Raw genomic sequence first — 7,077 nt, 5'->3', positions numbered from 1 at the left:
GGGTAAGCTGGCCTTGCCAACCCAGCACATCGATCGAAACGCTTTCCTGTTGTGAAAGGGCAATTTTAGCTTCAGTGGCGGCATTTAACAGGGCTCGGTGCTGTTCCGCCGTTAATGGCTGAGCCTTATCCATTTGAGCCAGGATAAAGTCAGCAACCAGATGATCGAAATCATCACCGCCAAGAGCAGAATCGCCACCGGTCGCTAACACTTCAAACACACCTTTTGACAAGCGCAAGATTGAAATATCGAAAGTACCACCACCCAGGTCGTAAACGGCAATCACGCCTTCCTGTCCAGAATCCAGACCGTAGGCAATCGCCGCGGCAGTCGGTTCATTAAGCAGACGCAATACATGTAATCCTGCCAGTTTGGCAGCGTCTTTGGTGCCGGCACGCTGGGCATCGTCAAAATAGGCCGGAACAGTGATAACCACCCCCGCCAGTTCTCCGCCTAACGTCTGTTCCGCGCGCTGTGCCAGCTCACGCAAAATATCGGCTGAAACCTGAATCGGGTTTTTGTCACCCAGGGAAGTCTGCAAAATAGGCTGGCCATTATCGCTGGCCTTGAATCGATACGGCAGACTTGGATAACGGGTTTGAATATCAGCCAGAGAGCGACCAATCATCCGCTTTACCGAAATCACTGTGTTTTCCGGCTCCAACTCGGCACGCTGCTTGGCAACTTCACCAATCACTGGCTGCTCGCCACTGTAGCTGACTACGGAAGGCAGAATACTGCGACCGTCCGAATCAGTCAGCGTGGTCGCATTGCCACTGCGGACAGACGCCACGAGAGAATTGGTTGTACCCAGGTCAATGCCGGCGGCCAGCTTGTGCTCATGGGGAGCCGAGCTCTGGCCCGGTTCTGCGATTTGGAGTAACGCCATGATGGATCCTTGTACTAACAACTAGCCGAGCAGTTTATCTTCGACCAGTTCAACTTCGTTTTTTAGTTTGGCTATAAATTTGAGCTTTCGCACAGTGTCGGCAGCGCTCGTCCACTGGCTGTTATCTAATTCTGTCTTCACTTGCGCCAGGTACTGCTGATACATGCGTTGTACTTTGGCATCGAAATCAAACAGTGCCGCTTCGGCGTCTGTTGCGTCAGCGATCTCTTCCAACTCTTCGCGCAATTCCATCTGTTCCATCAGAAACATAGGATCTTGCATCGTTTGCTGTTCACCACGTAATTCAACACCTTGCAGAGTCAGCAAATATTCTGCTCTGGAAATGGGCTGCTTCAGCACCTGATAGGCATCATTAATCTGCGCGGCTTTCTGCACCGCCATCAACCGATCGCGTTCTGAGGCAGAAGCGTATCTGTCGGGATGGAAGCGTTGTTGAAGGGCAAGAAATTGTGAAGAAAGAAGGCTACCATCCAGCTCAAACTGACTTGGTAGCCCAAATAATTCAAAGTGATTCATGTTGAAATCAGTCCCTGCTTACATCTGCGATGTTAGCGACTCAAAGCCGCTAATCAGACATTAAAGCTTTCGCCACAACCACATTCACTTTTCGCATTCGGGTTGTTGAATTCAAAGCCTTCGTTTAACCCTTCTTTGACGTAATCCAATTCAGTGCCATCGAGATAAACCAGACTTTTTTTATCGATGATAATTTTAACGCCCAAATCTTCAAACACTTCGTCTTCTTCGTTCAAATCATCAACAAACTCAAGCACATATGCCATACCTGAACAGCCGGTCGTTTTCACGCCAAGGCGCAGACCTAATCCTTTTCCCCGGTTATCGAGGAACGCTTTCACTCGGCTGGCTGCTGTTTCAGTTAATGTAATGGCCATACTGCACCTTAAATAGTCTTAAAATCTGTTGGTGAATGGAATGGGAGCAATGGGCTCCCATTATATACGGATTCGTTAATCTTGGTGTTTTTTCTTGTAGTCAGCGACTGCAGCTTTGATTGCATCCTCTGCCAGGATAGAACAGTGAACTTTTACCGGAGGTAACTCAAGCTCTTCCGCTATCTCTGAGTTTTTGATTGCCGCCGCTTCATCAATCGACTTGCCCTTAACCCACTCTGTTACCAATGAGCTGGACGCGATCGCACTACCACAACCATAGGTTTTAAATTTAGCATCTTCGATGATGCCTTCCGGGGTCACTTTAATCTGTAGTTTCATCACGTCACCACAAGCCGGTGCCCCAACCATACCACTCCCCACTGACGGATCTTCTTTATCGAAAGAACCAACGTTGCGTGGGTTTTCATAGTGATCAATTACTTTTTCGCTGTATGCCATAATAATTTACCTCGAATCCTCTATTTCAATCCTTGAGTCGATTAGTGATGCGCCCATTCAACGGTGCTCAAATCTACTCCTTCTTTGTACATATCCCATAGAGGAGACATGTCGCGCAGTTTAATCACTGCGACGCGAATTTGTTCAACTGCATAATCCACTTCTTCTTCAGTCGTAAAGCGACCAAACGAGAAACGGACAGAACTGTGTGCCAACTCGTCATCCAGCCCTAGCGCACGCAGCACATAAGATGGCTCCAGACTGGCTGATGTACAGGCGCTTCCTGAAGATACGGCTAAGTCTTTCAGAGACATCAGCAGTGACTCACCTTCAACAAACGCAAAACTGACGTTCAGGTTATTCGGTAAGCGCTGCTCTAAGTCACCATTGATAGTGATCGCTTCCAGGTCTTTAATACCGTTCAGCAGTCGATTACGCAGTTTAAGCGCGTGATCATAATCATGCTGCATCTCTTCTTTGGCAATGCGGAATGCTTCACCCATGCCAACGATTTGATGGGTTGCCAGGGTACCAGAACGGAAACCACGTTCATGACCACCACCGTGCATTTGCGCTTCCAGGCGAATGCGTGGTTTACGGCGTACATAAAGTGCACCAATACCTTTAGGGCCGTAAATCTTATGTGCCGACAGAGAGATAAGGTCAACTTTCATCTCTTGTACGTCGATAGGCAGCTTACCGGCTGATTGTGCGGCATCGACATGGAATACCACTTTACGCTCACGGCACAGCTCACCAATCGCGGCGATGTCCTGAATGACGCCAATCTCGTTATTTACGTGCATGATAGAAACCAATACAGTGTCATCACGCATGGCATCACGTAGTTTATTCAAATCGATCAGGCCATTAGATTCTGGCTGCAGATAAGTCACTTCGTAACCTTCGCGCTCTAGTTGGCGACAAGGGTCAAGAACGGCTTTGTGCTCCGTTTTACAGGTAATAATATGCTTACCTTTGCTGCCATAGAAGTGAGCCGCACCTTTGATTGCCAGGTTATCTGACTCAGTCGCACCAGAGGTAAATACGATTTCTCTTGGATCCGCGTTCAGCAGGTCAGCAATCTGTTCACGTGCGGTGTCTACCGCTTCTTCTGCCTGCCAGCCATAACGGTGCGAACGCGATGCCGGGTTACCGAAAGTTCCGTCCATCGTCATATACTGAACCATTTTCTCAGCAACACGAGGATCAACTGGGCAAGTCGCTGAATAGTCTAGATAAATAGGCAGTTTCATTCTCTACTCCAATGTAAAATCGCTGACCGCTCAAGAGCGGACGTTCACACCGATGGGTGCGGTGTTGATATTCTTGTTTGTTAGCCCATGATTCGCCGCCAGGTCTATATCCTGACGATCCGAAATTTCTAATACTTCATTATCCGTCATCAACTCACCGAGTGTGATATTGTTGAGGAAATCACTAATACGCGAACTTAAGTCGCGCCACAATGTATGGGTCAGGCAGCGAGAACCACCCTGACAATCGGCTTTACCGTTACATTTGGTCGCATCAACCGATTCATCAACTGCCGCGATAACCGTTCCGATAGCGATCGAATTGGCATCATCCCCTAAGCGGTAGCCGCCACCAGGTCCACGTACGCTGGCAACCAGGCCAGCTTTGCGCAGTTTAGAAAACAACTGCTCTAAATACGATAATGAAATACCCTGACGCTCTGAAATATCCGCCAGAGGTACCGGGTTTTGTTGTGAATGCAGAGCCACATCTAACATGGCCGTTACCGCATATCTTCCTTTAGATGTCAGTCTCATAACACACCATATCCACACTGTTTATATGGTAGTAGTTTTTCATACCCGACCAATTTGGTCAAGTATTTATTTGACTAAATTAGTCAGGTATTTTATCACTGACCGAAACGTTTTTGAACGGCGGTTAACACACCGCGCAATATATTCAGTTCCTGTGTTTCAGGCCTGGCCCTACTAAACATCCGTCTCAGCTTATTCATCACCTGCCCCGGCTGCTGCGCTGATATAAATTGGGTATCCAGCAGTACTTTTTCAAGGTGCTGATAAAAAAGCTCCAGCTCTTTGTGACGTGGGTAGTCTTGTTGCTCATCCGACGGGTACTGGCTAGCTTGTCCATCAAGGTAAGCCATCCGTACTTCATAGCTGATGATTTGGACTGCCATCGCCAAATTGAGCGAGCTATAGTCAGGGTTTGCTGGGATTGCCACGTGATAATGGCATTTCTGCAACTCCTCGTTGGTCAACCCGGTTCGCTCACGTCCAAACACAATCGCCACTGGCGCGGATTGACCAAGTTCAACCAACTTCTGGCCGCACTCTCTGGCCTGCAACATCGGCCAATCTAAGGTTCTAGAGCGTGCGCTGGTTCCTACAACCAGACAGCAGTCAGCAACGGCCTGATCCAGATCTGCCACGATGTCTGCATTGGTTGCTATCTCGCCCGCACCAGCTGCCAGAGCTATAGCCTGGCCATCCACTTCACATTGAGGTGCGACCAACACCATTTTACTCAGACCCATGACTTTCATTGCCCGTGCGGCTGAGCCAATATTGCCAGAGTGAGACGTTCCAACCAATACTACTTTAACCTTGTCTAACATAGCTCCGTTCAGTTACCCGTCTTGTTATTGCCGGCAGATATTACCACATACCCGATTAGAATAGTCAGGTTCTTATAGCGCACCTTTTTGATTGTGTAAAATTTGACCGCTTCCCTTTTCGTCAAACTCTGGTATACTCGCCGCCGATTTCTGTTCTTTAACATCCGCTGGGAAATAAAGTATGCATCCAATGCTTAATATTGCTATTCGTGCTGCACGAAAAGCAGGCAATCATATTGCTAAATCGCTAGAAAACGCTGAAAAAATTGAATCGACGCTAAAAGGCAACAACGATTTCGTTACTAACGTCGACAAAGAAGCAGAAGCCCTGATTATCGACACCATCAAAAACTCTTACCCAGAGCACAACATCGTTGCTGAAGAAAACGGTGTCATTGAAGGTAAAGATAAAGACGTGCAATGGATCATCGACCCACTGGATGGCACCACTAACTTTGTCAAAGGCCTACCGCACTTCTCCGTTTCTATTGCAGTGCGCATTAAAGGCAAAACTGAAGTAGCCTGTGTTTACGACCCAATGCGGAATGACCTGTTCACCGCTCAACGCGGCGCCGGCGCTCAACTCAATAACTCACGCATTCGTGTTAAGCAGTTAAAAGACCTGCAAGGCACGGTTCTGGCTACTGGCTTCCCATACAAACAGAAACAACACTCAGAATCTTACCTGAAAGTGCTGAGCTCGCTATTTGGTGAGTGCGCTGATTTCCGTCGTACTGGTTCTGCGGCCCTGGACCTTTGTTACGTTGCATCTGGTCGCGTAGATGGTTTCTTCGAATTAGGCTTGAAACCTTGGGATATCGCAGCTGGTGAACTTATCGCTCGCGAAGCTGGTGCAATCGTAACTGATTTTGCCGGTGGCACCGAGTACATGAAATCAGGCAATGTGGTTGCATCTAGCGCCCGCGGCGTTAAAAACATGCTTAAACACATCCGTGAAAATGCCAATGAAGCTCTGCTGAAGTAAGGCTTTATTACCAAATTAGAAGCCCCGCCTAGTGCGGGGCTTTTTTGTATTGGCGCGATCAGGCAGTGAGTCAAGTTACTGGAAATATTGCTCCTGCCTAATTGAGCCTCTAGGTTGCAAATGGATCTACAAATCTTACTCCTGCCTAGTTCATACTTTGCCTATCGAAACCCGGATATCTCGATGCACAATCAGGGAGCTAGCGTTCAGACTCGGAGTAAAGTTACTAGCTAGTATCATCAGCATGGCATTTATATAAAGCAGATACGCACAAAACCTCGACCTAAATCAGCCCCTTTGGAGATGACGGGGGTGGACTGAACCGGCATTTCGGTGATTTGGAGGGCTTGCCACCATCCGAACTGGCGACTCAGGGGAACTGCTGGGCCTTTCAACACATTGCTATGCACACAAAAAAGGTCCTGACAGAAGTCAGAGCCTTTGAAGATGGCAGGGGTGGAGAGATTCGAACTCCCAACACGCGGATTTGGAATCCGCTGCTCTGCCAATTGGAGCTACACCCCTAGAAATAGGTAATCAAATTGTCGATGGTTTAGGAGATTAAAACTCCCAACACGCGCCATCTCGCAAACTTTAGGGAATCCGCGGCTCTGCTAATTGGAGCTGCCCCCTTAAAAATTTTGTATCTTTTAAATTCGACAAAACCTCGCATAAGCGAGGCTTCTGAATAAGTGGCGGAGTGGACGGGACTCGAACCCGCGACCCCCGGCGTGACAGGCCGGTATTCTAACCAACTGAACTACCACTCCGCAGTGGTATCATCCGCTTTAAAGCGAACGTCCAAAATTTAAAGCCTGGCGATGTCCTACTCTCACATGGGGAAACCCCACACTACCATCGGCGCTATTTCGTTTCACTTCTGAGTTCGGAATGGAAGTCAGGTGGGTCCAAAACGCTATGGTCGCCAAGCAAATTCTTTAATTCGGAAAGCTGTTTTTAATTCTCGTTATTACACATTCAATGTTCTTACATTGAGTCCATCAAAACCCCTTGGGTGTTGTATGGTTAAGCCTCACGGGCAATTAGTACAGGTTAGCTCAACGCCTCACAACGCTTACACACCCTGCCTATCAACGTCGTAGTCTACGACAACCCTTTAGGATACTTAAAGTATCAGGGAGAACTCATCTCAAGGCTCGCTTCCCGCTTAGATGCTTTCAGCGGTTATCGATCCCGAACTTAGCTACCGGGCAAT

8 protein-coding genes, 2 tRNA genes and 2 rRNA genes are annotated in these 7,077 nt (G+C 48.1%); 1 reads left to right on the top strand and 11 read right to left on the bottom strand.

All coding sequences use genetic code 11. The annotated features are described in order from the left end of the window. The 7 genes from ACQY6F_RS17675 to trmJ form a co-directional block, all read right to left on the bottom strand. Positions 1-889: Hsp70 family protein (locus ACQY6F_RS17675; RefSeq protein WP_428776320.1), on the bottom strand; the 889-nt coding region annotated here is incomplete at its 3' end. 21 nt (positions 890-910) lie between these two features. Continuing rightward, on the bottom strand, positions 911-1,426 hold the full coding sequence (gene hscB / locus ACQY6F_RS17670; protein WP_428776318.1) for a co-chaperone HscB: 516 nt from the start codon (positions 1,424-1,426) through the stop codon (positions 911-913). A 53-nt stretch (positions 1,427-1,479) separates the two neighbouring features. Next, positions 1,480-1,803: an iron-sulfur cluster assembly protein IscA gene (gene iscA / locus ACQY6F_RS17665; protein WP_428776316.1), complete on the bottom strand. Its 324-nt coding sequence runs from the start codon at positions 1,801-1,803 to the stop codon at positions 1,480-1,482. Positions 1,804-1,878: 75 nt separating this feature from the next. Next, on the bottom strand, positions 1,879-2,262 hold the full coding sequence (gene iscU / locus ACQY6F_RS17660; RefSeq protein ID WP_203478390.1) for a Fe-S cluster assembly scaffold IscU: 384 nt from the start codon (positions 2,260-2,262) through the stop codon (positions 1,879-1,881). A gap of 41 nt (positions 2,263-2,303) precedes the next feature. Further along, entirely contained in the window at positions 2,304-3,518 is a 1,215-nt protein-coding gene (locus tag ACQY6F_RS17655) for an IscS subfamily cysteine desulfurase (RefSeq protein WP_428776315.1), read from the bottom strand. A gap of 30 nt (positions 3,519-3,548) precedes the next feature. After that, positions 3,549-4,055: a Fe-S cluster assembly transcriptional regulator IscR gene (iscR, locus tag ACQY6F_RS17650; protein WP_428776314.1), complete on the bottom strand. Its 507-nt coding sequence runs from the start codon at positions 4,053-4,055 to the stop codon at positions 3,549-3,551. A gap of 95 nt (positions 4,056-4,150) precedes the next feature. Further along, on the bottom strand, positions 4,151-4,876 hold the full coding sequence (gene trmJ / locus ACQY6F_RS17645) for a tRNA (cytosine(32)/uridine(32)-2'-O)-methyltransferase TrmJ (RefSeq protein WP_428776312.1): 726 nt from the start codon (positions 4,874-4,876) through the stop codon (positions 4,151-4,153). 181 nt (positions 4,877-5,057) lie between these two features. Here trmJ and suhB point away from each other — a divergent pair, with 181 nt between their 5' ends. Beyond that, positions 5,058-5,861 (top strand): inositol-1-monophosphatase, encoded by an 804-nt coding sequence (gene suhB / locus ACQY6F_RS17640; protein WP_428776310.1) that lies wholly within the window; start codon positions 5,058-5,060, stop codon positions 5,859-5,861. Between the two features lie 448 nt (positions 5,862-6,309). On the opposite strand, the gene ACQY6F_RS17635 is transcribed toward suhB, so the two are convergent. From ACQY6F_RS17635 to ACQY6F_RS17620, 4 genes are all read right to left on the bottom strand, one after another. Then, positions 6,310-6,386, bottom strand: a tRNA-Trp gene (locus ACQY6F_RS17635). A 168-nt stretch (positions 6,387-6,554) separates the two neighbouring features. After that, positions 6,555-6,631: transfer RNA gene (locus ACQY6F_RS17630), tRNA-Asp, on the bottom strand. A gap of 43 nt (positions 6,632-6,674) precedes the next feature. Continuing rightward, positions 6,675-6,791 (bottom strand): 5S ribosomal RNA (gene rrf / locus ACQY6F_RS17625). A 92-nt stretch (positions 6,792-6,883) separates the two neighbouring features. After that, positions 6,884-7,077: ribosomal RNA gene (locus ACQY6F_RS17620) — 23S ribosomal RNA — on the bottom strand; the annotation flags it as partial.

This window comes from Vibrio sp. (assembly GCF_050299255.1).
Lineage (GTDB): Bacteria > Pseudomonadota > Gammaproteobacteria > Enterobacterales > Vibrionaceae > Vibrio.
The sequence above is the reverse complement of the archived record's forward strand: the minus strand, read 5'-3'. Positions and strand labels throughout refer to the sequence as shown.